At 63.3% G+C, this 24,508-nt stretch carries 22 protein-coding genes; 9 read left to right on the top strand and 13 right to left on the bottom strand.

Annotated features, from left to right (window positions below):
• The coding region (locus tag AACR77_RS16400) for a zinc-binding dehydrogenase (protein WP_042882826.1) at positions 1-680 on the top strand (680 nt) is incomplete at its 5' end.
• Between the two features lie 78 nt (positions 681-758).
• Here the strand turns inward: AACR77_RS16400 and AACR77_RS16395 are convergent.
• Positions 759-1,778 (bottom strand): adenosine deaminase, encoded by a 1,020-nt coding sequence (locus tag AACR77_RS16395; RefSeq protein ID WP_042882824.1) that lies wholly within the window; start codon positions 1,776-1,778, stop codon positions 759-761.
• 201 nt (positions 1,779-1,979) lie between these two features.
• Here AACR77_RS16395 and AACR77_RS16390 point away from each other — a divergent pair, with 201 nt between their 5' ends.
• The 6 genes from AACR77_RS16390 (at position 1,980) to AACR77_RS16365 (ending at position 6,529) form a co-directional block, all read left to right on the top strand.
• Positions 1,980-2,729, top strand: coding sequence for an HAD-IIA family hydrolase (locus tag AACR77_RS16390; RefSeq protein ID WP_010675115.1), 750 nt, complete (start codon positions 1,980-1,982; stop codon positions 2,727-2,729).
• 141 nt (positions 2,730-2,870) lie between these two features.
• Entirely contained in the window at positions 2,871-3,239 is a 369-nt protein-coding gene (locus AACR77_RS16385) for a cupin domain-containing protein (protein WP_042882822.1), read from the top strand.
• A 206-nt stretch (positions 3,240-3,445) separates the two neighbouring features.
• Positions 3,446-5,110, top strand: coding sequence for an asparagine synthase B (asnB, locus tag AACR77_RS16380; RefSeq protein WP_041213050.1), 1,665 nt, complete (start codon positions 3,446-3,448; stop codon positions 5,108-5,110).
• A 167-nt stretch (positions 5,111-5,277) separates the two neighbouring features.
• Positions 5,278-5,778, top strand: a complete 501-nt coding sequence (locus AACR77_RS16375) for a thioredoxin family protein (RefSeq protein ID WP_042882819.1) — start codon at positions 5,278-5,280, stop codon at positions 5,776-5,778.
• Between the two features lie 127 nt (positions 5,779-5,905).
• A complete protein-coding gene (locus tag AACR77_RS16370) occupies positions 5,906-6,268 on the top strand; it encodes a glutathione S-transferase (RefSeq protein ID WP_231563270.1) in 363 nt (120 codons plus the stop codon).
• A 93-nt stretch (positions 6,269-6,361) separates the two neighbouring features.
• Complete coding sequence (locus tag AACR77_RS16365; protein ID WP_231563269.1) at positions 6,362-6,529, top strand: hypothetical protein; 168 nt, start codon at positions 6,362-6,364, stop codon at positions 6,527-6,529.
• Between the two features lie 72 nt (positions 6,530-6,601).
• Here AACR77_RS16365 and maiA read toward each other — a convergent pair whose 3' ends face one another.
• From maiA to AACR77_RS16335, 6 genes are all read right to left on the bottom strand, one after another.
• Entirely contained in the window at positions 6,602-7,240 is a 639-nt protein-coding gene (gene maiA, locus AACR77_RS16360; protein WP_010675120.1) for a maleylacetoacetate isomerase, read from the bottom strand.
• A 69-nt stretch (positions 7,241-7,309) separates the two neighbouring features.
• Positions 7,310-8,308 (bottom strand): fumarylacetoacetate hydrolase family protein, encoded by a 999-nt coding sequence (locus tag AACR77_RS16355; protein WP_042882817.1) that lies wholly within the window; start codon positions 8,306-8,308, stop codon positions 7,310-7,312.
• A 10-nt stretch (positions 8,309-8,318) separates the two neighbouring features.
• Positions 8,319-9,467: a homogentisate 1,2-dioxygenase gene (locus AACR77_RS16350; RefSeq protein ID WP_042882815.1), complete on the bottom strand. Its 1,149-nt coding sequence runs from the start codon at positions 9,465-9,467 to the stop codon at positions 8,319-8,321.
• On the bottom strand, positions 9,460-10,614 hold the full coding sequence (gene hppD, locus AACR77_RS16345; RefSeq protein WP_041214989.1) for a 4-hydroxyphenylpyruvate dioxygenase: 1,155 nt from the start codon (positions 10,612-10,614) through the stop codon (positions 9,460-9,462). The genes AACR77_RS16350 and hppD overlap by 8 nt, the downstream gene beginning before the upstream one ends.
• 239 nt (positions 10,615-10,853) lie before the next feature.
• Positions 10,854-11,507 (bottom strand): HAD family hydrolase, encoded by a 654-nt coding sequence (locus AACR77_RS16340; RefSeq protein WP_042016971.1) that lies wholly within the window; start codon positions 11,505-11,507, stop codon positions 10,854-10,856.
• Positions 11,504-12,148, bottom strand: a complete 645-nt coding sequence (locus tag AACR77_RS16335) for a TIGR01621 family pseudouridine synthase (protein ID WP_042882813.1) — start codon at positions 12,146-12,148, stop codon at positions 11,504-11,506. The genes AACR77_RS16340 and AACR77_RS16335 overlap by 4 nt, the downstream gene beginning before the upstream one ends.
• Before the next feature lie 88 nt (positions 12,149-12,236).
• Between AACR77_RS16335 and AACR77_RS16330 the strand changes: the two genes are divergently transcribed.
• Positions 12,237-13,829 carry a GGDEF domain-containing protein gene (locus AACR77_RS16330; RefSeq protein WP_039038778.1) on the top strand — a complete coding sequence of 531 codons (1,593 nt, stop codon included), beginning with the start codon at positions 12,237-12,239 and terminating at the stop codon, positions 13,827-13,829.
• A gap of 103 nt (positions 13,830-13,932) precedes the next feature.
• Here the strand turns inward: AACR77_RS16330 and AACR77_RS16325 are convergent, their stop codons facing one another.
• The 3 genes from AACR77_RS16325 to AACR77_RS16315 form a co-directional block, all read right to left on the bottom strand.
• Positions 13,933-15,486, bottom strand: coding sequence for a methyl-accepting chemotaxis protein (locus AACR77_RS16325; RefSeq protein ID WP_042882811.1), 1,554 nt, complete (start codon positions 15,484-15,486; stop codon positions 13,933-13,935).
• A 121-nt stretch (positions 15,487-15,607) separates the two neighbouring features.
• A complete protein-coding gene (locus AACR77_RS16320) occupies positions 15,608-17,266 on the bottom strand; it encodes a fatty acid--CoA ligase (protein WP_042882809.1) in 1,659 nt (552 codons plus the stop codon).
• A gap of 59 nt (positions 17,267-17,325) precedes the next feature.
• Positions 17,326-17,907: an RBBP9/YdeN family alpha/beta hydrolase gene (locus AACR77_RS16315; RefSeq protein ID WP_042882807.1), complete on the bottom strand. Its 582-nt coding sequence runs from the start codon at positions 17,905-17,907 to the stop codon at positions 17,326-17,328.
• A 298-nt stretch (positions 17,908-18,205) separates the two neighbouring features.
• On the opposite strand from AACR77_RS16315, the gene AACR77_RS16310 reads away from it, so the two are divergent.
• Positions 18,206-19,258, top strand: a complete 1,053-nt coding sequence (locus tag AACR77_RS16310) for an AraC family transcriptional regulator (RefSeq protein ID WP_042882909.1) — start codon at positions 18,206-18,208, stop codon at positions 19,256-19,258.
• Between the two features lie 238 nt (positions 19,259-19,496).
• Here the strand turns inward: AACR77_RS16310 and AACR77_RS16305 are convergent, their stop codons facing one another.
• The 3 genes from AACR77_RS16305 to AACR77_RS16295 form a co-directional block, all read right to left on the bottom strand.
• Positions 19,497-22,031, bottom strand: coding sequence for an efflux RND transporter permease subunit (locus AACR77_RS16305; RefSeq protein WP_080768069.1), 2,535 nt, complete (start codon positions 22,029-22,031; stop codon positions 19,497-19,499).
• Positions 22,032-22,102: 71 nt separating this feature from the next.
• Positions 22,103-23,188 (bottom strand): WD40/YVTN/BNR-like repeat-containing protein, encoded by a 1,086-nt coding sequence (locus AACR77_RS16300; protein ID WP_042882806.1) that lies wholly within the window; start codon positions 23,186-23,188, stop codon positions 22,103-22,105.
• 143 nt (positions 23,189-23,331) lie between these two features.
• A partial coding sequence (locus AACR77_RS16295; protein ID WP_042882805.1) for a DUF1329 domain-containing protein occupies positions 23,332-24,508 on the bottom strand: 1,177 nt, incomplete at its 5' end.

Here is a 24,508-nt window from a genome sequence, read left to right as displayed (position 1 = left end):
CCCTGGTGCCGGCTCGCGCCCTGATGCCGGTGCCCCATGCCCTGAGCGACGAGGCGGCCGCCGCGCTCCCCTGCCCCGGCCTCACCGCCTGGCAGGCGCTGGCCAAGCTGCCTCACCTGCACGGGGAGGCCCTGCTCATCACGGGGGCTGGCAGCAGTGTCGGCCGCTTCGCGGTGCAACTTGCCCTTAAGCAGGGGGCCCGCGTCTTTGCCAGCGCCAGCCCGCGCCACCACCAGTGGCTCAAACAGCTAGGCGTGCAGGGGGTGGCGGACTATCGGGATCCCGACTGGCTGGCCCAGTTGCAGGCCGCCAACGGCGGTGAACCCTTCGAGGGGATCATCGATCTGGTCTCCAGCCAGCAGGCAGAAGCCTTGCTGCCTGCCCTTGGCTATTACGGCCACATGGTGACGGTGCTCGGGCGCATCGCGCGCAACCCGCTGCCCGCCTTTAGCCATTGCCACTCGTTGCACGAGATTGCCCTCGGCGCCCAGCACGCCTTTGGCTCGGACAAACAGTGGAGCCGCCTGGTGGTGGCCGGTGTCGCCATGATGGCGCAGATGGCGAGCGGCGAGCTGACCCTGCCGCCGCTGGTGGTGGGCGACTTCGACGCCCTGCCCGCCCTGCTCACCCGCGTCAAGCAGGAGGGACAAGGAGAAAAGTATCTGGTGCGGGTGGGTTGATACCCGCCCAACGATGGCACAAAGAGGCCCGCCAGCCATGGCGGGCCTCCTCCATTCAAGGTGTGCAAGGCGGCCTGCTCAGTGCAGGCTCACCCCGTGCAGGGCGGCATGGAGGCGAATGTCCCGGGTCAGACGCATCTTGTCCGCGAGGCTCAGCCAGCTCGCCTCCACGGCATTGAGACTGAGGCGGCACAGCTGCTCCTGACTGGCGCCAAGCCCGTCGGCCAGGGCCTGAAAGTTGGCCCCCAGGTATCCCCCGAAATAGGCGGGATCGTCGGAGTTCACGGTGACGCAGAGCCCCTGCTCCAGCAGCCTCAGCACATTGTGGTGGGCCATCTGGTCAAACACCCTGAGCCGCACGTTGGAGAGGGGGCAGACGGTGAGGGGCAGCCGTGTGTCGGCAAGATAGCTCAGCAGCGCGGGATCCTCGACGCAGCGCACCCCGTGATCGATGCGCTGCACCCCGAGCTCCCGGATCGCCTGCCAGATGTAGTCCGCAGGTCCCTCCTCGCCGGCGTGGGCCACCACCGGCAGCCCCAGCTCGCGGCAGCGAGCGAAGACCCGGGCGAACTTGCTGGGCGGGTTGCCCCGCTCCCCCGAATCGAGGCCGACCCCGTGCAGGCGTGCAAGGTGCGGCATGGCCTCTGCCAGGGTGGCGAATGCCGCCTCTTCACTCAGGTGGCGCAGGAAGCTCATGATGAGCCGCCAGCTGATGCCAAAGGCTGCTTCCCCAGCCTGTAGCGCCCGCTCGATGCCCCCCAACACGGTGGCAAAGGGCACGCCGCGGGCGGTGTGGGTCTGGGGGTCGAAGAAGATCTCCACGTGCACCACGTGATCGGCAACGCAGCGCTCGAGATATGCCCAGGTGAGGTCGAAGAAGTCCTGTTCGTGGATGAGCACGCTGGCACCGAGGTAGTAGAGATCGAGGAAGGATTGCAGGCCGTCGAACTCATAGGCGGCGCGCAGGCTGTCGACATCGGGCCAGGGCAGCGCCACCCCGTTGCGCTGGCCGAGGGCGAACATCAGCTCGGGTTCGAGGGTCCCCTCGATATGCAGGTGCAGTTCCAGCTTGGGCAAGCCGGCAATAAAGTGCTCCATGATGACGGCTCCATCGTCAGACTCCGTGCGGGCACCACCGGGGCGGCGCCCTCCCTTCGCCTTCATTGTGCACCCATCTGGCCCGCCGGAGGAGACTTGTCATCAAAGGGCCTTATAATGGCGGCACAAAAACCATAACCGATTGAAGAGACGAACAGAGGGATGCCCCGTCCCCGCTCTTGCGCCCTACAAGGAGAATTCATGAAGAAAAACGTCATCTGTGACATTGACGGCGTCATCCTGCACAACAACGATCTCATTCCCGGCGCCGACCGCTTCGTCCACCGCCTGCTGGAGCAGGGCAGCAAGCTCCTGTTCCTCACCAACTACCCGGCCCAGACCCAGAAAGATCTGCAAAACCGCTTCCGCTCCGCCGGAATAGAGGTCCCCGAGGAGTGCTTCTACACCTCCGCCATGGGCACCGCCGACTTTCTCAAGCGCCAGGATGGCAAGAAGGCCTATGTGATTGGCGAAGGGGCCCTGACCCACGAGCTCTATAAAGCCGGCTTCACCATCACCGACATAGACCCCGACTTCGTGGTGGTGGGGGAGACCCGCAACTACAACTGGACCATGATGCAGCAGGGCGCCAAGTTCGTGGATCAGGGGGCCCGCTTCATCGCCACCAACCCGGATACCCACGGCCCCCTGATGTACCCGGCCTGCGGCGCCCTGTGTGCCCCCATCGAGCGGATGACCGGCAAGAAGCCCTTCTATGTCGGCAAGCCGAGCGCCTGGATCATTCGCGCGGCCCTCAACCGGATGGAGGCCCACTCCGACGACACCATCATCATCGGCGACAACCTGCGCACCGACATCCTGGCAGGCTTCCAGGCCGGTCTCGAGACGGTGCTGGTGCTCTCCGGGGTGAGCAAGGTGGCGGACATCGACCGCATGCCGTTTCGACCGAACCACATCTTCGACTCCGTGGTGGACATCGACATCGTCTGATCCCGGGTGCCGCCCTTCCGGTAGCCTTCAGCCTGCACGGGCCCCCTTGGCAAAGGGGGCCCGTTTCGTTTAACGTAAGCGCAACATCGTTAAACAAACTAAACGGGAGCAGGATGCTCCTTCGCCACTCAAGGACGCACCATGAAGAGCCTGAACGACTGGATCCTGCTGGACAAGCACACTGTCTCCCCCACCCCGATGATGCCCGCCCCCGAGCGCATCAGGGCCGGAACGCCGAGCCAGACGGCATGGAACCACTACTCCGACCCGAGCCAGCAGTTTCACGTGGGCTTCTGGGCTTGCGAGCCGGGCTGCTGGGCCGTTCACTATACCGAACACGAATACTGCCAGATGCTGGAAGGGGAGGCGGTGATCCACGACGAGCAAGGCGGCCGGCTGCACCTCAAACCGGGGGATCAGTTCGTCATTCCCGCCGGTTTTGTCGGGCAGTGGGAGACCCTCACCCCTTGCCGCAAGCTCTATGTGATCTTCGAACCCACCGCGACTTGACGCGCACGTCAACCCTGACCCTCTCTCTTCAGGCGGCCGGACGGCCGCCATCCTCTGGCGCAACTTGACGCTTACGGCATGATTTTCTGCGGTTTTCCCGCTTGCAAAAGGGTTTTCCGCTAGGCATTGTGATTGGCGAGGAATGTAAATGGAATTTCGAGCCCAAACGTGGGGGGCTCATATAAAAATCAAGAGGATTACCGCCAATGTGTTCTATTTTCGGCATTCTGGACATCAAGACCGACGCCACTGCCCTGCGCAAATCGGCCCTGGAGATGTCCAAGCGACTGCGTCACCGCGGGCCTGACTGGTCCGGCGTCTACAGCTCCGACAAGGCCATCCTGGTGCACGAGCGCCTGGCCATCGTCGATCCGGGCAACGGCGCACAGCCTCTCTACAACCCCGAGCGCACGCACGTATTGGCCGTCAACGGCGAGATCTACAACCACAAGGAGCTGGAGAAGAACCTCAAGGTCGACTTCCAGTTCCAGACCCACTCCGACTGTGAAGTGTTGCTGGCCCTCTACAAGGAGAAGGGCCCGGCGTTTCTGGACGATCTGAACGGCATCTTCGCCTTCATCCTCTATGACGCCGAGCAGGATGCCTACCTGATTGGTCGCGACCACATGGGGATCATCCCCCTCTATACCGGCCGCGACGAACACGGCAACTTCTACGTCGCCTCCGAGATGAAGGCGCTGGTGCCGGTCTGCAAGAGCGTCGAGACCTTCCCGCCGGGACACTACCTGTGGAGCAAGGATGGCGAGCTTAAAACTTGGTACAAACGCGACTGGATGGAATACGCACCGGTCGAGCACAACGTCAGCGACAAGGCCGAGCTCAAAGCGGCCCTGGAAGCGGCGGTCAAGCGCCAGCTGATGTGCGACGTGCCCTATGGCGTGCTGCTCTCCGGTGGTCTGGATTCGTCCGTCATCTCCGCCATCACCAAGCTCTATGCCGCCCGCCGGGTGGAAGACGATGGCAAGAGCGAAGCCTGGTGGCCCCAGCTGCACTCCTTCGCCGTCGGCCTGGAAGGGTCGCCGGATCTCGCCGCCGCCCGCAAGGTGGCCGATCACCTGGGCACCATCCACCACCAGATCCACTTCACCGTGCAGGAAGGACTGGATGCCCTGCGGGACGTCATCTATCACCTCGAGACCTATGACGTCACCACCATCCGCGCCTCCACGCCCATGTATCTGATGGCCCGCTACATCAAGGCGATGGGGATCAAGATGGTGCTGTCGGGAGAGGGCTCCGACGAGCTGTTCGGCGGCTACCTCTACTTCCACAAGGCCCCCAACGCCCGTGAGTTCCACGAGGAGAACGTGCGCAAGCTCGCCTCCCTGCACCTCTATGACTGCCTGCGCGCCAACAAGTCCATGGCCGCCTGGGGCGTGGAAGGCCGCGTGCCCTTCCTCGACAAGGAGTTCATGGACGTGGCGATGCGCCTCAATCCCGCCGACAAGATGTGCGGCAAGGGCAAGATCGAGAAGCACATCCTGCGGGAAGCCTTCGAGGATCTGCTGCCCCACGAAGTGGCGTGGCGTCAGAAGGAGCAGTTCTCCGACGGTGTGGGCTACTCCTGGATTGACAGCCTGAAAGCCATGGTCGAGGAAGAGGTGACGGATCAGATGTTCGAGGCCGCGGCCTTCCGCTTCCCCGTCAATACCCCGCTCACCAAGGAGGCGTACTACTACCGCGCCATCTTTGACGAGCACTTCCCGCTGGAGTCCGCCGCCCGCACCGTGCCCTACGGCAAGTCGGTCGCCTGCTCCACCCCGACCGCGCTCGAATGGGATGCCAAGTTCAAGGAGATGGCCGACCCCTCCGGTCGCGCCGTGATGGACGTCCACCAGCAGGGTTACTGATCGCCCCTGACCTGAATACAAAGCCCCTCTCGAGGGGCTTTGTTGTTTTCTGCCATTCCATTCCCGCTTTTTGCCTTCCCCTTCCCTGTTTGCGGCTTGGCGCAGGAAACGCCCCGTGTCACATTGTCTGCGCCTGGAAGCAAAGATAACGACACAAGGAAGAGACCATGAAACGACTGTTACTGCCCCTGATGCTGGGCACCCTCCTTTTCAATGGCGCCGCCTGCGCGGGCGACCACCTCTGGAGTCAGAGCCTGCCCGATTACAGCCAGGGTTATGACGAGACGCGGGATCCGGCCCGCGATCTCGCCGCCGCTACCGCCAAGGCCAGTGCCGAGGGCAAGAAAGTCCTGCTGCTGGTGGGGGGCGAATGGTGCAGCTGGTGCCAGGAGATGAACCGCTTTCTGGACCAGGAACCCGATCTCGCCGGCCAGCTCAACCGCACCTTCGTGGTGGTCAAGGTGAACGTCAGCGAGCAGAACAAGAATGAATCCTTCCTGAAAGCCTATCCCGAGTATCTGGGGGTCCCCCACTTCTACGTGCTGGATGCCAAAGGCAGGCTGCTCGAGTCCTTCAACACCGGGCTGCTGGAGAAGGGGAAGAGTTACGACGGGGAGAAACTCGGCAAATTTATCGCCTATTTCCAGCCAAGGACCACCCACGGCTGACTCGCCAGTCAATAAAACAGGGCCCCGCACGGTCAGTGACAGTGCAGGGCCCTGATGGCTACGCAAACAGGGAGTGGCATGTCTGCGACAAACAGGCCATCCATCACCCCGGACAAGGACGAAAAAGATGTTGCGAATACTGGGCAAGGCGTCGTCAATCAATGTGCGCAAGGTACTGTGGACCTGCGCCGAGCTGACCCTCCCCTTCGAGCTGGAGGAGTGGGGATCCGGCTTCAAACCCACGGACACCCCGGCGTTTCTGGCGCTCAACCCCAATGCCATGGTGCCCGTCATTCAGGATGAGGATTTTACGCTGTGGGAGTCGAACACCATCATCCGCTACCTGGCGACGCGCCATGGTGCCAATGCACTCTATCCCGCCGAGGCGAGAGCCAGGGCCAGGGTCGATCAATGGATTGACTGGCAGGCATCGGACTTGAACACCGCCTGGCGCTACGCCTTCCTGTCGTTGGTGAGGCGCTCCCCCTAGCATCAAGACCATCAGGCCCTTCACGCAGCTTGCCTGCAGTGGTCTCACTGCATGGAGATCCTGGAGAGACAGCTTCAAACAACCGGAGGATATGTGGCCGGTCCGCACTTCTCGCTGGCAGACATTCCCATGGGGCTGTCAGTCAACCGCTGGCTGGAGACGCCCTATGATCGCCCGTCGCTACCCGCCGTGGGCGACTACTACCAGCGACTGAAAGAGCGGCCGGGGTTTCGACGCTATGGGGCCAATGGCACGCCCTGAGGCGAGCAAGATAACCCGGGCAAGGAAAGAGACGGCAAACCGGGCCAACGCGCTGGCCCGGTCTGCACAGCTTCAGGGCTGGGCATCTGGCTGATTGGCGGGGGCGGCCTTGATAAAGGCCTGCAACTGCTCGCAGTTGGCGACGATGCGCGCAATGGTGGGGTAGTCATCCAGGGTCATGTCAAAGCGGCGGGCATTGTAGACCTGGGGCACCAGCATGCAGTCCGCCAGGGTGACCTCGTTGCCCACGCAATAGATGCCGGCGGTGGTCATGAGAAGCTGCTCCAGCGCGGTAAAGGTCTCGTCTATCCAGTGGCGATACCAGGCATCCCGCGCCATCTTGCTCTGCCCCAACTCCTGCTCCAGGTAGTGCAGCACGCGCAGGTTGTTGAGGGGGTGGGTGTCACAGGCGATCATGTTGACGATCTGGCGCACCCGGGCACGTTCGATGGGGGCGGAGGGCATCAGGGGGTAGGCGGGATAGGTCTCGTCGAGGTACTCCATGATGGCCACCGACTGACCCAGATGCACGTCATCGTCCACGAGAAACGGCACCAGCCCCTGGGGATTGACTCGGCGGTAGGCCTTCTCCTTCTGCTCACCCTGCCGCAAGTTGACCGGGTGCTGCTCATAATCGAGCCCCTTGAGTTGCAGTACCAAACGCACGCGAAAGCTGGCCGATGAGCGCCAATATCCAAACAACTGCAGCATAGTGTGTCCCTGTGGTGGCAGGTGTCTGCCACCTGCCGTGTCGCCCGCCCCTCCAGGGGTCGGGCTCTCCTAGCTCGCCCGCTCGGCCGTTGCTTGCGTGACCCGCTGCAAAATGGTGCCAAACAGACTCATCCCGTTGCGATCCTGCATCGCGATGGACACTGTATCACCAAAGCGCAGAAAGGGTGTAGTGGCTTGACCTGACTCGATAATTTCCAGCATCCGCCGCTCGGCAAGGCAGGAGGATCCCCGGCTTCTGTCGTAGTTGGATACGGTGCCCGAGCCGATGATGCAGCCCGCCCCGAGCGGCCTTGTCTTGGCGGCATGGGCAATCAGCTCATCAAAGTTGAAGGTCATGTCCACCCCGGCGTCGGGCTGCCCGAACAGGGCGCCGTTGAGGTGGGTCACCAGGGGCAGGTGGACCTTGCCATCGCGCCAGTCATCCCCCAGCTCGTCCGGGGTGATGGCCACCGGCGAGAAGCTGCTGGAGGGCTTGGACTGGAAGAAGCCAAAGCCCTTGGCAAGCTCCCCGGGGATGAGGTTGCGCAGGCTCACGTCGTTGACCAGCATCAAGAGCTTGATGTGGCTCGCCGCCCCCTGCGAACAGGTGCCCATGGGCACGTCGTCGGTGATGACGGCGACTTCAGACTCAAAATCGATGCCCCACTCCTCGGAGCCCATCACGATGGGGCCACGGGGCGGCAGGAAGCTGTCAGAGCCTCCCTGATACATCAGGGGATCGTGCCAGAAGCTTTCTGGCATGTCGGCGCCGCGGGCCTTGCGCACCAGCTCCACGTGGTTGACGTAGGCACTGCCATCGACCCACTGATAGGCGCGGGGCAGCGGGGAGAGGCAGGCGGTCTCATCGAAGGGGAAGGCATCGGGGCAGGCGCCCTCGTTGAGTCGCTGATAAACCTTCGCCAATTGCGGCGCCACTTCGCCCCACTGGTCGAGGGCCGACTGCAGGGTCGGGGCAATGGTCGTCACGTGGACGGCGCGCGCCAGATCGCGGCTCACCACCACCAGGGCGCCGTCGCGCTTGCCATTGTTCAGGGTTGCCAGTTTCATATCGAATTCCTTATTTGCCGAGCGTCTCTGGACGCTGCCAGCTGGTGACATAACCGGGGTGTTCGACCCCTTCGCAGATCGGGCCGACGACCAGGGCATCACGGGTGTCGAGCATCACCGCCACCTCGTCGGTGAAGGTCTTGGCATGGGCCAGCCCCGCCGCAAAGGCCTTGGGATGGGGACCATGGGTGAAGCCGGCAGGGTGGAAGGTGACCATGCCCCGCTTGATGTTGTCCCGGCTGAAAAAGTCCCCGGCGTGGTAGAAGAGCACTTCGTCGAAGTCGTCGTTGCTGTGGTAGAAGGGCACCCGCAGGGCGCCTGGGTCACTCTCGATGGGACGCGGCACGAAGGTGCAGACCACGAACCGACTCGCCACGAAGGTGGTATGGGCCGAGGGAGGCAGGTGGTAGCGGTGGCTCATCAGCGGGCGGATATCCCGCCAGTTGAGGCGCACCACGCACAAGTCCCCGTGCCACCCTTGTGCATCCAGCGGGTTGAACGGCCAGGTGACGACCGAGACCTGATCGTGGCGCTTGATCTGCAGCGACCAGGGGTTTTCATCCTGCTGGGCCAGGAAGCGCTCGTTGATGGCGGGCACGTCCAGGGCCGCCGGATCGAAGATGGCGTGATTGCCCACCAGTCCCTTGTCCGGCAGCTGATAACTGTCTTCCGTCGCCTCGATCATCAGGATGAAGAGGGGCGCGGTGGGCTCGATGCGCCACATGGTGCCACGGGGGATCACCACATAGTCGCCATCTCTCAAGATGAGGTGTCCGTAGTCGCAGTAGAACTCGCCGCTCCCCTCGTGAATGAACAGGAGCTCGTCGCCATCGGCGTTTCGCACCAGAAACGGCATGGGCTCATGCAGGCGCCAGATGCGGTAGCGGCAGTGGGGGTTGCTGAGAATATCCGGCATCACCCAGGGGGAGAGGGAGCTCACCTCCTCCTGCAGATCGTTCAAGTCAAACGCCCGTGGCCGAAGCGGCCCTTCCCAGTTGACCCAGTCGGTGGGAGCATGCTTGTGGTGCATGTGGGTGGCCGGACCGAAGAAGCCCGAGCGCCCCAGCTCGCGCTCATAGATGGCCTGCTCCGGCAGATCGGCATGGGCCTGGCGGGAGTGGGTTCCCTCCCGATGGGGGAAGCTTATCCAGTTACGCATCGCTCGGTTCTCCGTTTTTCTGGCCCTGCGCGGCACTGTTCACCTCCCCTTGCGTGGATCCGTCCAGCACGCCACGGCGGATCTGATCCAGCTCGATGGATTCGAACAATGCCTGGAAGTTGCCCTCACCAAAGCCCTCGTTGCCCTTGCGCTGGATGATCTCGAAGAACACGGGCCCGATGACGGTATCGGTGAAGATCTGCAGCAGAATGCCGTCCTTCGTCGGCGAGCCGTCGATGAGGATGCGCAGCTCTTTCAGCGCCGCCAGATCCTCCTGATGACCCGCCACCCGGCTGTCCACCTTCTCGTAGTAGGTGTCCGGCGTCGGCATGAAGCCGGTTCCCCGCCCTCTGAGCGTGCGGATGGTGTGATAGATGTCGGCAGAGGCGAGCGCGATGTGCTGGATCCCCTCCCCCTTGTACTGGCGCAGGTACTCCTCTATCTGGGACTTGTCGTCCGCCGACTCGTTGATGGGAATGCGAATTTTGCCGCAAGGGGCCGTCATGGCGCGCGAGTGCAGTCCGGTCAGCTTGCCCTCGATGTCGAAGTAGCGGATTTCCCGGAAGTTGCCGATCCGCTCGTAGAAATTCGACCAGAGGTTCATGTTGCCGCGATGGACGTTGTGGGTCAGGTGGTCGATCTCATAGAGCCCCGCGTCCACCTCGGCCATGCGGGCCTGCCAGTCGGGGTAGAAGATAAAGTCCACGTCATAGATGGAGCCCCGCTCGCCATAGCGATCGACAAAGGAGAGGGTACTCTCGCCGATGCCGTAGATGGCGGGGATGTTGAGTTCCATGGGGCCTATTTTGCCCACAAACGGCTTGGCCCCCTGGCCGATGGCGTACTGCTGGGCACGGCCGGCATCGCTCACCCGAAACGCCATGCCGCACACGCTCGGACCATGGGCCCGGGCAAACTCCTCCGCCTGGGAGTGGGGCTCGGCATTGACCACGAAGTTGATGTCCCCCTGGCGATAGAGCCAGCACTGCTTGTGCCTGTGCTTGGCCACTTCGGCAAAGCCCAGTGAGACGAACAGCGCCTTGAGGGCCGCAATGCCCTTGAGATCCGGCGCCGTGTACTCGACAAACTCAAACCCGTCGGTGCCAAGGGGGTTGATGGTGTGAGTACGGGAAGAAGGGGTGGTCATGATGCGCTCCTTGCGATGAACTGATAAAGAAACGGTTCACGCCGCAAGGGCTCGACAGGCAGCCCGCACGGCATTGTTAACAACTTGTTTCATTAGAGTGGCAGGCGCAGGGAATGAGAAGGGGCGGCGTTCAGATAGTTTGGCGGGGATCCGCGCCAAAAAATGTAAATGAAATGTGACGTCGCAGCCTCAACCTTGCACTGCGCTCGTTAGCGTCCCGCAAGGCTGTCAGCTTTGCCTTACAGCGACCAATAACGGGGTTCGATATGGGGCAGCACCGCCCTCGCTTTTAGCAATCGAGTCCTTTGCGGGTTGATGAGCCAGGCCTGCTCCCCCAACGCCAGCAGGGGCAGATCGTGCAAGCTGTCACTCAGGGTGAGTGCGGCCTCCAGGGTCAGGAGCTCGGGCAGCAGCTTGTGCCTGCCATGGCAATAGAAGCGCGGCACCAGGCCGCCGAAACGGTAACCCATCCGCGAGCCGATGATGCGGTGAGGGAGCCTTGGCAGTTGACGATGGATCTGGGCACGGACCAGGGCGCGGGGACTGGCGGAGATGACCCAGCAGCGGTACCCCTCCCCCGTCAGGAGGGCTCGCGCCTCCCGATACAGACCGGGCCGGGTCAGGCTGTACTGCCGTACCAGGGCGCGCCAGGCCAGGGGGGATAGCCCGAGGGTGATGGCCCACCAGATGAGTGCAATGCCGCGACTGCGCTGACCTGGCAGCAGATAGATCACGGCACCGAACGCCATCAGTGGCCACAGCAGCAGCGGCCAGAGACGGCGGCGCAAGATGAAACGCAGCAACCCCGCATGGCTGTCATCCGGCGCCAGGGTGTCATCGAAGTCGGCCAGGATCCAACCGCGGGCTGGGACTCTCGCGGTTGCAGCGCTCATTCGGAGATCTCCGCGATGGCGGCATGCAACTCGGGCAGGAGGAACAGCGCCCCCTCATCGGGCGGACAGACGAGATCGAAGCTCTCACCTGCCAGGGTGAAGGCGAGGCGCCAGGCGTGCAGATAACCGCGATCCGCCGCCGTGCCGCCGTAACGCTCATCCCCGAGGATGGGGGCTCCCACGCTCTTCAAGGCCACCCGGATCTGGTGGGTCTTGCCGGTCCGGGGCTTGATGCGATAAAGACGCAGCCCCTCGCGCACCGAAACGGAGTCGAACCAGCTGATGGCCGGGTTATCCTGGGTGCGGCTCAGCATCCAGCTGCCGCCTCGCCCTTTCTCCATGTCCCCCTTCACCCAGCCCTGCTTCTTCTTCGGCTTGCGATCGGAGAGGGCCAGATACTGCTTGCTCACTTCCCGCGCCGCGAAAGCCATACTGAGGGCGCGATTCGCTTCGGGGGTGCGGGCCAGCAGCACCAGCCCAGAGGTCATCTTGTCCAGTCGATGGACCGGATAGAGGTCAAGATCGGTATCCATTCTGACCCGATTGACGAGACCCGGCTCGCCGGCATCATCGTGCATGCCAATGCCCGGACGCTTGTTGATCACCATGAAATCTTTGTGCTGCAATTGTATCCGGTACATGTATAACCCTTTAGAATGTTATTTGTTAACAACTTGAATGCAGGCCTGCAGGCCATCTTCATGGACCCTCAGCACAAGAATCGCACGAATGAAAAAATGCCTGTTTTGGCTGTTGTTGCTTGGCATCACTTGCTTCTCGCCCCTCCAGGCCAGTGAACGGACACGTGATCTGCCGGAGAAGGTGGTATTGCAGTTGCGCTGGCTGCATCAGCCCCAGTTTGTGGGCTATCACATGGCCAAGGCCAAGGGGTATTACGCCGACGCTGGTCTGGATGTCGAGATAAGGCCAGGTGGCAAGGGAATAAGTCCGGTTCAGGAGGTGCTGGCCGGACGCGCCGACTTTGGCGTCGGCAACACCGAGGTGCTGACCCACTACGCCCAGGGCAAGCCGCTGCTGGCGCTGGCCAGCGTCTACCAGCACTCTCCCTCCATCTTCCTGGCACGCCGCGACAGCGGCATTCTCACCGTTGCGGACATGCGTGGCAAACGGATCATGATGTTTCCGGGTCATCAGGATGCCGAACTGCTGGCCACCCTCTACTATCAGGGGCTTCACGAGCGCCAGCTCATCCCGGTACCCACTTCGGTCAACATCGACGATCTGATCGCCGGCCGGATAGACATCTTCAACGCCTATCTGAGCAATGAGCCCTTCTATCTGGAAGAGCGCGGCATCTCGGTGTCCGTCATCAACCCTCGCAACTACGGCATCGATTTCTACAGCGACATTCTCTTCACCACCCAGGCACAGGAGCGGCTCAATCCGGAGCGGGTGGCACGTTTTCGTGCAGCCAGCCTCAAGGGATGGCGCTATGCCCTCACCCACCCCGAGGAAGCCATCGCCCTGCTGCGCACGGAGTATGGCGTCAACCGCAGCCAGGCCCACATGGAATACGAGTTGCAGATGAGCAAGGAGATGATCCAGCCGCTCTATGTGGAGATCGGGTATATGAATCCGGATCGCTTCGCTCACATCATGCAGCAGCTGGTGGAGATAGGCCTCCTTGCCAAACCGGTCTCCCTGACCCGTTTCCTCTATCAGGTTCCCTCAGAACAGTGGATCTTCTGGCGTCCATGGTTCCTGCTAAGCCTGGGTGTTGGTGGTCTCATCCTGCTGCTCTCCCTCTATCTTCTGATGAGCAACAAGCGGCTCAACCAGGAAGTGGCCCTGCGCAAACAGCGAGAGCAGGAGATACTGCAACTGGCCCGCCTCGATCCCCTTACCGGACTGCCCAATCGCCTGAGCCTGATGGAGCAGTTGAAACACCAGGTGCAAAGCGACAATCCGGGCTGCCTGCTGTTTTGCGATCTCAATGACTTCAAGCGCATCAACGACAACTTCGGCCACAGCCAGGGGGATGCCATCCTCTGCCAGCTGGCCCGACGGATCCACGACGCCATCGGCCACCAGTGCTATTTTGCCCGCTTGGCGGGGGACGAGTTCATCCTGCTGCTGCCTGGCTACGATATCCGTCAGGCAGAGGAGGTCACCGCCGTGATCCGCCAGGCCATGCAGGCCCCCTTCGTGGTCAATGACCAGCCGATGCAGGTGGGCATCAGCATCGGCGTCAGCCACTACCAGCATGACTGGAGCCCGGAGCAGTGGCTCATCCAGGCCGACAGGGCCATGTATTGTGACAAAGGTGGCCGCGTCATTACGCTGGCGGAGCAGTCCGGCTGACTGGCTCATCTCCCGGCACACAGAGCCGATACCCCCATGAAACCAATAAACAAGAAGGCCACCCCAGGGGTGGCCTTCCTGCATTGCATGAGTCTGACCGCTCTTACCCGAAGGTCTGCCCCAGGGATTTGAGCTGGCGAGCCTTGGTGAGCAGGATGTCGCTCGAGGCATCCATGTCCTGCATCTTGTTGCTGTTGGTGTGGGAGTGCTGGGAGATGGCGTTGACGTTGCGGCTGATGTCCTCCACTACCGCCTGCTGCTCCTCTGCCGCCGTCGAGATCTGGGCCGAGAGGTCCACCACCCGTTCTATTTCCGCCAGCACCTGATGCAGGCTCTCTGATCCCTGGCGGGTCAGGGTCACGCAGGATTGGGTCTGTTGCAGGTTCTGCTGCATCATGCCCTTCCAGCCGTTCAAGGTACGCTGGATCTGGCCTATGCTGCTCTGGATCTGCTCGGTCGCCTTGTGGGTGCGCGTGGAGAGGGTTCGTACCTCGTCCGCCACCACCGCAAAGCCTCGCCCCTGCTCCCCTGCCCGCGCCGCCTCGATGGCGGCGTTGAGCGCCAGCAGATTGGTCTGATCCGCAATGCCCTGGATCTCGCTCATCAGCACACCGATGCGATCCGACTCCTCCGCCAGTGCCACGGCGGCCGTGAAGGCATGCTCTGCCTGGGTGGCCAGCTCCGTCACCCTGTGCTGGGTATCTTCCAACTGCTGGTCGGTGTGTTGGCAGTGCGCCTTGGCCTGAGCTATCTGGTTGTCCGTCTCCAGGATATTGCGGGCAATCTCGTGGGCTGTCGCCGCCATCTCGGTGATGGCCGTCGCCACCTGCTGGGTCTGGACATCCTGTTCGGCGATGTCGGCGCTCGCCTCGCTGGAGGCTGTTTTCAGATGCACCGCGAGATCCTGCAGGGAGAGGGTCGCATCGTCCACTCGTCCAAGGACGGTGCGGATCCTGGCCTGCAACAGCTTGATGTGGAAGTCGGCAATGGCACTGGCATCCTCCCCCGAATAGATGAGCCGGGTCAGGCTGTCATATTCGTCCGCGAGCTGTCGCAGATAACGGGGGGTAGTGATGAGGGTGTCACGATAGATCAGGGCCAGCCACAAGAGGGGCAACAGGGTGAACAGCGGCCCCCAGGGCCCCATCAGATAGGCTCCCCCCGCCAGCATCAGCAAGACACCGACGATGGCCAGCCCGTGGCGCATCGGGCGCAGGCTCAATCCGCCCTTTCGCTCCCCCCGCTCCACGCTCTTCAATCTGGCATAGGTGCGCCCGGCCACGGCTTTCATCTCCGGCGCGGCGCGACTGCGGACCGACTGGTAGCCATTGATCCGCCCCTGCTCGAAGATGGGGGTGACATAAGCATCCACCCAATAGTAACGCCCATCCTTGCAGCGGTTTTTCACCATGCCGCGCCAGGGTTTGCCCTGCTTGAGCTTGCCCCAGAGGTCAGCAAAGGCGGCCTTGGGCATGTCCGGGTGGCGAACCATGTTGTGGTGCTGGCCGATGAGCTCGGCCCGGCTGTACCCCGCTACCCGGCAGAAGTGATCATTGGCGTAGGTGATCACACCCTGCAGGTCCGTGGTGGAGACCAGCTGTTCATTGGCAGGAAAATCCACCTCTTCGTCGATGAGATGAACCTGGCTTTTCTTCATGGCGCACGCCTCTTGTGTGATAACTCAGTTATCGTAGTCAAGCCATGGCAGCCCGGCCAACAAGGCCCCTCAGACAGTGGGGATGACTGAGAGGCCGTCCTCTGGATCTATGACGGCGCCCTCAGTTCTCCACCGCCGGATGGCACTCGCGCTCCCGGATCAGCTTCTTGTTCACCTTGCCGACACTGGTCTTGGGGATCTCCTGCACTATGCGGATCTGGCGCGGAATGGCCCAGCGATTGATGCGACCACTGTCGACGAACCCCTGCAGGTGCGCCTTGATGGCCTGGGGATCCAGGTTCGTCCCCTCCTTGCCGACCACCAGGGCCAACGGGCGCTCCCCCCACTGCTCGTCCGGCACCCCCACTACGGCCACCGAATGCACCCCGCAATGGGCGCTGATGAGGCTCTCCAGCGCCAGCGAGCTTATCCACTCGCCACCTGTCTTGATCACGTCCTTGATGCGGTCCTTGATCTCCACCGTGCCGTCCGGGGTGATGGAGGCCACGTCCCCGGTGTGCAGCCAGCCGCCATCCCACAGCTCAGCCCCCTTGGCGGGCTCCTTCAGGTAGCCCTGGGCCAGCCAGGGGGCGCGCACCACTATCTCCCCCATGGCCTCACCGTCGTGGGGCAGATCCTTGCCCTCGGTATCGACGATGCGCAAGTCCACCAGGCCGATGGGCTTTCCGGTCTTGATTCGCAGCGGCAGTTGCTCCGCCATGGGCAGCGCCAGCTCCACGGGAGCGAGGTGCACCACGCACAACAGCGGGCAGGTCTCCGACATGCCGTAGCCGGCGTGCACCCGTATCCCCTTCTGGCTCGCCTGGGTCGCCAGCCCGAGCGGCAGCGCACTGCCTCCCAGCAGCATCTTCCAGCCCTCGAACGAGGTCTGCCTGGCCTCCTCGCAGTCCAGGATCATCTGCAATATGGTCGGCACGCAGTGGGAGAAGCTCACCCCCTCGTCGCGATAGAGCTTGACCAGCTTGTTCGGCTCGTAGCGCCCCGGGTAGACCTGCTTCACCCCCAGCATGGTCGCCACATAGGGGACGCCCCAGGCATGGACGTGGAACATGGGTGTGATGGGCATGTAGACGTCGTCGGAGCAAAGCAGCGACTGGCCCGCATGGGCCGCCAGGGTGCCCAGTTCGTTGAGGGTGTGCAGCACCAGCTGGCGGTGACTGAAGTAGACCCCCTTGGGATCCCCGGTGGTGCCCGTGGTGTAGAACAGGGTCGCCACCGACTCCTCGTCGAAGTCGGGGAAGTCGAACTGGTCGTCCGCCCCGGCCAGCAGCGTCTCGTACTCCCCGAGCAGGGGCAATCCGGTAGAGGGCGACTCCCCATCGGTCAGCCGGATGTAACCGCGCACCGTGGGCAGCTTCTCCTGAATGGAGTCCATCATGGGCAGGAAGTCGTCATGGAGCAGCACCAGGTGATCCTCGGCGTGGTGCATGGTGAAGGCGATCTGCTCCGGCGACAGGCGCACATTCACCGTGTGCAGCACGGCGCCTATCATGGGTACCGCGAAGAAGCACTCGAGGGAGCGGTGGCTGTCCCAGTCCAGCAGGGCCACCGTGTCCCCCGGTCCAATGCCCGAGGCGGTTAACAGGTTGGCGAGGCGGTGGATGCGCTGATTGAGGGTGCGGTAGTCGTAGCGCAGCCGATCTGCGTATACGATCTCCCGGCCCGGGTGATGGCGCACCCCGGACAACAGCAGGCTCTTGATCAGCAAGGGATAAGCATGGGCTCCCTGGGCTGGCGGTATGATCCTTGTCTTCACCATACGGACTCCTTCCGATTCGTGTTTGGGCGCAGGGGAGCCGTCTCCCCTCGCCATCTGAGTTAGCGGGCGTCGAGACGCCCGAGCAAGGCCTCGGCCTCTGGCCAGGGGCCAAATCCGCTCGCCGGATTGAGGTGTCCCACCGCCCCGGCATCCACCAGCTCGCTCCCCCACTCCCCGGCCAGGGCTCGCACCGCCGCAGTGCTCGCCAGGGGATCGTTGTGGCTCAGCACTACCAGACTCGGGAACGGCAGCGTCATACGGGGCAAGGGGTGCCAACCACCGGCCGCCATGGCCTCCTTGCTGGGATAGTGGGACGGCCAGTCGGCATCCAGATCCGGTGGCGTCACCAGCAGGGCGCCCTTTATCCTGTGCTGACTGACAGCGCCGTACTGGGCAGCCCAGTGGGCCACCATCAGCACCCCGGCGCTGTGGGCCACCAGGATCACCGGGCCCTCGATGGCGGCGATCGCCGACTCGATGGCCTCGACCCTGGCCTGGCAGTTGAGCTTGTCCGAGGCGAGCGGCGGCACCGTCACCACCTTGTCAAGCCTCTCGGCGAGCAGGGTCTGCCAGTGATCCGCCACGTGTTCACGCAGGCCGGGCACGATCAATACGGTGGCCTCGGGCTGACATTCCTTCATGTATCTTCCCCTGTTCAGGCGCTCCGGCGACGGCCGGATGACATCGGGACCACAGTAAGGTGCCGGGCCCCCGGCTGCTTTACCTTGGATGCCATGAAGTTGTCTTTTTGCGACAGAGACTCGGCCGGACAAGGCGGCGATCGCTGGGCCTGGATGCCATCGGAAGCGGACTGTGAGCGAGCTCACCCCCTGGGATCTGCGACTAACAGATAGGTTAATAAGCCTTCCCATGATGTAAGCAAAATGATAAAAAACGGTTAACAAGCAGCAGATGAGCTGTCGCCATGGGAACTGCATCATGACCCTTCTTGCCAGAGCCGCTACCCTCACCAACTACCTCGATGTCGCCCGCCAACTGGGCCTCAATACCCCCCACCTGTTGTCGCAAGCCGGCCTCAGTGCCTCCATTCTGGATGTGCCCAATCAGCGCATCCCGGTCTCCACCATCATCAACTTGCTGGAGCTCACCGCCCGCACCGGCGACTGCCAGAGCCTGGGGCTGCGCATGGCGGAGCATCGCCAGCTGTCGGACTTTGGCGAGGTGAGCCTGCTGCTGAGCTATCAGCCCAACCTGCGCGAGGGCTTGCAGGTGATGGTGCAATACATCCATCTGTTCAATAACGCCCTGGCCATCTTCATCGAGGAGGCGGGCAAGGCGGTGATCATTCGCGAGGAGATCATCACCGACGCCCCCATGCCCTCGCGCCAGGCCACCGAGCTTGCTGTCGGCGTCATGTATCGCTTCTGCGCGGCCCAGGTCGGGGTCGGGGCGAACTGGCATCCCATCAGCGTCAACTTCACCCATGACGCGCCGGCGGATCTCTCCATCCACAAGCGGCTGTTCGGCTGCAAGCTGGAATTTGGCAGCGAGTTCAACGGCATCGTCTGTCAGTCAGCGGATCTGGACATCCCCAACCCCCTGGCCAACCAGGCCATGGCCCGCCATGCGCGCCAGTACCTCGACACCCTGCTGGTGGAGACCCAGCAATCCCTGATGACTGACGTGCGCAAGGCCATCTACCTGCTGCTGCCCATGGGGCGCGCCACCATAGAGCAGATAGCCCGCACCCTGGGCATGAACGTGCGCACCCTGCAGCGCCATCTGGAGGAGAGCGGTGCCACTTTCAGCGAGCTGGTCAACGACGTGCGCCGGGATCTGGTGATGCGTTATCTGCAAAACTCCGGCTATTCGCTGGGCCACATCGCCGACATGCTGGGTTACTCCATGCCGAGCTCCTTCACCCGCTGGTTCAACGCCCAGTTCGGCATGCCGCCCGCCACCTGGCGCTCCCGCCACAAGGGCGTGCCCAAGGTGACCCAGAGCGCGCACACCAGCCTTGCCTACGGCTAGACCCCATTCCTTCGCCAGACGTTGAATTAAAGAGGGAGGCTGCGGCCTCCCTCTTTGCATTCCGCTTTCCATCATGTGGGGCACTCGCCATCGACAGCGAAACGAGTGGGATGCCATGAAAGCCAGCAGCGCGACACTCCCGCATCCCTTTGCCATCCAACCCGGCCCCTCAACAGATCACGCCAAAAAAGAAGAGGGAGGCTTGTCGCCTCCCTCTTCACATCTCGGCTTGCCGCCCCTAGCGGACATCGGCCGGCAGCTGTTCCGCCTTCATCCTCCCCTGGGGCGCGGAGGCGTCGACGCTCGCACGGGGCGCAGCAGCCTTCTCAACGGCTTCGGCCAGAGCGGGCTGGGTGCCGCGCAGCAGGAAGTAGGAGAGTGCCGGCACCCCTATCAGGGCCCCCAGCATGTTCCACAGGAACATGAAGGTGAGCAGTATGCCCATGTCGGCCTGGAACTTGATGGGGGACCAGACCCAGCCCACCACGCCGGCGGCCAGGGTGATGCCCACCAGCCCCACCACCCGGCCGGTGAAGGCCACGGCCTGGCGATAGGACTCCACCAGCGACATGCCCTGGCGTTGATGGTGCAACTGCACGCTCAGCAGGTAGAGCGCGTAGTCCACCCCGATGCCGACCCCGAGCGCAATCACCGGCAGGGTCGCCACCTTGACGCCTATCCCCATGAAGACCATCAGCGCCTCGCACAGCACAGAGGTGAGCATCAGCGGCACCAGGGCCACCACGGTCGCCCGCCAGCTGCGGAAGGTGATGAGGCAGAAGACGGTCACCGCCAGGTAGACGTAGAGCAGCATGGTGCGGTTCGCCTCGTGCACCACCAGGTTGGTGGCCGCCTCGATGCCCGCCGAGCCCGCGGCCAGCAGGAACTGGCGATCCGGCGACGAGTTCTCCCGGGCAAACCGCTCGGCGATGGCCACCACGCCGCTCAGGGTCTCGGCCTTGTGATCCCTCAGGTAGGCGATCACCGGCATCAGGGAGCAGTCGGTGTTGAACAGCTCGGGGCTGTTGACCGAGGCCTGCTGGGCCGCGTAGTTCAACACGTTCTGGTTGCGCTGGATGCTGGCGAGCCTGGGGTTGCCCTCATAGGTGCCGGCGGTGATCTGGCGCACCGCATTGACCAGGGAGCTGGTGGCCTGCACCCCGGGATGCTGCTGCAGCTCCCAGCCCAGGCGATCCGCCAGGATCAGGGTCTGGTAATTGAGACACCCCTCCGGCGCCGTCTTGATCATCACCGCGAACAGATCGCTCGAGAGCGCATAGTGGCTGGTGATGTAGCCGTTGTCCTTGTTGTAGCGCGAATCGGCGCGCAGCTCGGGTGCGCCGCTGTCCAGATCGCCAATCTTGAGGTGCAGGCTGACCAGGTAGCCGCCGATCCCCATGGCCAGGCCCAGCAGCACCACAAAGGTGGCCCACTTGCGCTCGGTGCAGCGGTCCAGCAGCGTCCAGAGCCTGCCGAAGCCCTGGTTGGCGGCGGCGTTATTTTCAATGGCCAGCGCCCGCTCGGCCGCCTTGTGGCCCACTCCCACATAGGAGAGCGCCACCGGCATCAACAGCAGGGAGGTGAAGATGAGCACCGCCACCCCGATGCTGGCGGTGATGGCGAGATCCTGAATGACCGGGATGTCGATCAGCATCAGCACCGCGAAGCCCACCGCATCGGCGAGCAGCGCCGTGACTCCGGCCAGGAACAGCCGGCGGAAGGTGTAGCGCGCGGCGATCAGGCGATGGGTGCCGCGGGCGATGTCCTGCATGATGCCGTTCATCTTCTGGGCCGCGTGGGAGACCCCGATGGCGAAGATGAGGAAGGGCACCAGCACCGAATAGGGATCGATGGCGTAGCCGAGCCAGGCGACGAGGCCGAGCTGCCACACCACGGCGATCAGCGAGCAACCCACCACCAGCAGGGTGCTGCGCACGCAGCGGGTGTAGAGGAAGATGATGAGAAGCGAGGTCGCCACCGCCAGGGCGAAGAACATGATCACCTGAATGAGGCCATCGATGAGATCGCCGACCAGCTTGGCAAAACCGATGACCCGGATCTTGTACTGACCCGTCCCCTCCTCTCCCGCCTTGTGGGGCTTGCCGTCGAACTCGATCTGGCTGCGCAACTTCTCGATGCGCTGGGAGAACTCGTGATAGTTGAGGGGCTTGCCGGTGGCCGATGCCTTGTCAAGCAGGGGCACGATCAGCATGGTGGATTTAAAATCGCTCGCCACCAGGCTGCCGACGATACCGGCCCGGTTGATGTTCTGGCGCAACTGCTCGATGTCGGCGGGCTTGCCCTGATAGGCGTCCGGCATCACGGGGCCGCCCTGGAAGCCCTCCTCGGTCACCTCGGTCCAGCGCACCGCCGGACTCCAGAGGGACTTCATCCAGGCGCGGTCCACCCCCTCGGTGAGGAACAGCTCGTCATTGACCCGCTTGAGCACGCCAAGATAGCCGGGATCGAAGATGTCCCCTTGGGTGTTCTCCACCACCACCCGCACCGAGTTGCCGAGGCCACGCAGGGACTGGCGGTTCTCCAGGAAGTTTTTGATGTAGGGCTGGCTCTGGGGGATCATCTTCTCGAAGCTGGGCGCCAACGCCAGGCGAGTCGTCGCCATGTAGCCAAACACCAGGGTCGCCAGCGTCATCACTAGCATGAACAGCGCTCTGTGGTTGAACACCAGCCGCTCCAGCAGGTTGCCGGAGCGCCTGTCGAACTGCGCCAGCTCGCGGATCACCGGCATCGCATCTTGCTTCACATGGCCCATGTCTGGATCCTCGTTATCGTTATTGGGCCGTCATCCGGTGACGGCCTGATTTGGCAATACTTGTGACCGCCTTAATTCACCGCCAGGGTGCGCACACCGCGGCTGCCCACCAGTGCCAGGGTGCCCTGGGGCGTCAGCAGGGCGCCCGCCACCGGGGATGGCTCGGCTAGGGGTTCCAGAGTCAGCGGCTCGTTGCCCCGTTGCCGCAGCATATGGCCGGCCTGGGTAAAGAGGCGGAACTGGCCATCTGCCCCCTGCATAGCAGTGCTGAGGCTGATGGGCAGCGGACTGGCCAGTCTCGCCCAGTGCTGGCCGCCATCCGTGCTGCGATAGGCATGGCCCCGCAGCCCATAGACCAGCAGCTCGCCGGGCCGACCGATGAGGCCGAAGAAGCTGCCGTCATAGGGGCTTGGCAGTGAGACGAAGCGCTGCGTCCCCGGATCCCACTTGCGCAGCAAGCCCTGCTCGCCGGCGAGATAGAGGCTCTCCCCGGCCAGGGCGATGGCATTGAGATGCAGCCCATCCGGGTTGTCGGTGCGATCCTGCATCGGCGTCCAGTGCTGACCGCCATCCTGGGTGCGCAGAATGAGGTTGAACACCCCGACCACGTAGCCAACCCTGTCGTCTTGGAACCAGACGTCGAGCAGGGGCTTGTCGGCCCCCTCCTCCACCAGGCGCTGGCCCTCTTCCACCAACGCGGCCCACTGCTCGTTGTCCGGCTCGGACTGGGCCTTGGCCGAGTAGTATTGCAGCACCAGGTCGCCTATCTGGCGGCCATCCAGCTGTTTCTGCCAGCTGGCGCCACCGTCCTGGCTGTGCAGGATGACCCCGTCCCCCCCCACGGCCCAGCCCTGCTCGGGACTGGGGAAGACGACGGCATTGAGATCCGAGCTCACCGGCACCCTGGCCTGCTGCCAACCCTTGCCTTCGTCGTCGGAGTAGAGGATGTGACCCCGCTGCCCCACCGCCACCAGCCGGCTGCCGGCACGGGCCAGATCCAGCAAGGGGCTCTGCTTGGCCAGCGCGCTCGGCTTGGCCGGCAAGTCCAGCACGTCCACATAGGCCGTCGCCGCCGTGATCGTCTCCGCGCTCTGCGCGGGCCCTGCCATCAGCAGGGCGCCGCACAGCCAGGGCGCCAACTTGTTGAATGAACCCATACCACTTCCTTGTCTTCAAAACCCATCGGATGGTCGCAACAACCCCACCCCGGCCCTCCCCTTGGCAAGGGGAGGGCGCACTTCACTCCTCCCCCTTTCGAAGGGGGGAGGCCGGGAGGGGGGTCAGTGGAGATCATCAACGCTTAGCGGATACCCGCGCCCGCCAGGGACTCCGGCGACCACTTCGCCTTGGACAGCGAATCGCCGTACTTGATGCCGCCATGGGGTCCCACCACGCCGTTGATGTTGTAGGTCCCCGCCACCAGGTCATAGATCATGAAGGGGGTGGCATCCGGGGTCTGCTTGTCGTAGCTCTGGCTCAGGAAGGCGAAGGAGCCGCGATAGAGCTGACCACGGGCGTCGTACTGATCCGAGGCCAGGGCCACCCAGCTGTCTTCGTCCAGATAGAAGCGACGCTTGGCATAGATGTGGCGCTCGCCGGCCTTGAGGTTGCCCTCCACCACCCAGACCCTGTGCTTCTCCCAGCGCACGTGATCCGGCGACAGGAAGTTCGGGGTGGTCAGCGCCCGGGCATCGGGCTCATAGGTCAGCTTGTAGGTGTTGTAGGGAACTATCATCTCCTGCTTGCCCACCAGCTTCCAATCGAAGCGATCCAGCGCGCCGTTGAAGACGAAGACGTCGTCATAGGTGCCGGCGCCCGAGGTGCCCGGGTTCGGGGTATCGTAGGCCAGGTTCGGTGCCAGCTTGACCCGGCGCTGCCCCGGCAGGTACTGCCAGGCCTTGCGCGGCTGCTCAAGGGGGTTGGCGGCATCGCGCAGCATGATGGCTTCACCGGCTCGGCGGGCGGGCCCGGTGTAGTAGAGCTTCATCTGGTAGTAGGTGTCCTTGGCCGCGATGGGCTTCTTCATGTCCTCGTAGATGGCGTAGTTGATGAACGCCTGCCCCGTGGTGGAGAGCGCCGCTACCCCGGCGGAATCGACGTTCCAGGAGTCGTATTTGGTGGCGATGTTCACCCCCTGGTAGCGCAGCAGGAAGTTCCACATCGCCTCGGCGCCGGTCTGCGGGATCGGGAAGGGAATGCCCGGCAGCACCTGATCCACCGCCATGCCCCCTTCCAGGGTCTTGGCGTTCAGGGCGTTCTGCCTGGTGTTGTCCAGCACCGCCTGGGGCAGCGCCACGCTGCGGTGAGTCGGGTAGACATCGACTCTGAAGTCCGGGAAGCGGCTCAGCAACTCGGCGGTGGTGGCGGTCAGCTCACCCTTGTACTTGGCCACGTTCTTGCCGTCGATCACCAGCTGCGGCTTGTCGCCCGCATAAGGATCCGGGCGCATGCTGTCACCGGCCTTGAAGCCGGCGGGC

Origin of the sequence: Aeromonas sp. ZOR0002 (assembly GCF_963866995.1) — a bacterium.
Taxonomy (GTDB): Bacteria; Pseudomonadota; Gammaproteobacteria; order Enterobacterales; family Aeromonadaceae; genus Aeromonas; species Aeromonas caviae.
This window is presented reverse-complemented; position numbering and strand designations above follow the sequence as displayed.